1 protein-coding gene is annotated in these 434 nt (G+C 36.9%); it reads left to right on the top strand.

Features of this window, described 5'->3' with window-relative positions:
* Window positions 1-67 precede the first annotated feature (67 nt).
* Window positions 68-434: glycosyltransferase (locus AC1DWA_RS33485; protein ID WP_477917810.1), on the top strand; the 367-nt coding region annotated here is incomplete at its 3' end.

Genomic DNA, 434 nt, shown 5'->3' with positions numbered 1-434 from the left:
ACAAAAGTTAGTTTAGGCATTAAGGGAGACGGACAATCGCGCAATAGTGTTAACAGGAACAAGCGGTATGAAGTTTAATCAACAAGAGAATATACTTGCCGTTAAAGATGCATCCCATAGACTTTTATTTAAACGTGCTAAAGGCATTATTCATCATGGAGGTGTTGGAACAATGTCTGAAGCTTTACTGAGTGGCGTACCACAAATTATCATTCCGTTTACAGTGGATCAACCGTTTTGGGCAAATCTCCTCTATAAAAAAGGGTATTCACTAAAGCCGTTACAAGAAAAAAATCTCCAGGTATTCGAATTGGTTCAGGCGTTAGAACAAGTAGAAAATAAAGAGTATATTGAAAACGCTCAACAAATAAAAAACATCATTCAATCGGAAAATGGTGTATACCATGCGGTGAAACATATAGAAAGCGTAGTAC

Source organism: Rhodococcus sp. P4_F3_2 (assembly GCF_056401335.1).
The sequence above is the reverse complement of the archived record's forward strand: the minus strand, read 5'-3'. Positions and strand labels throughout refer to the sequence as shown.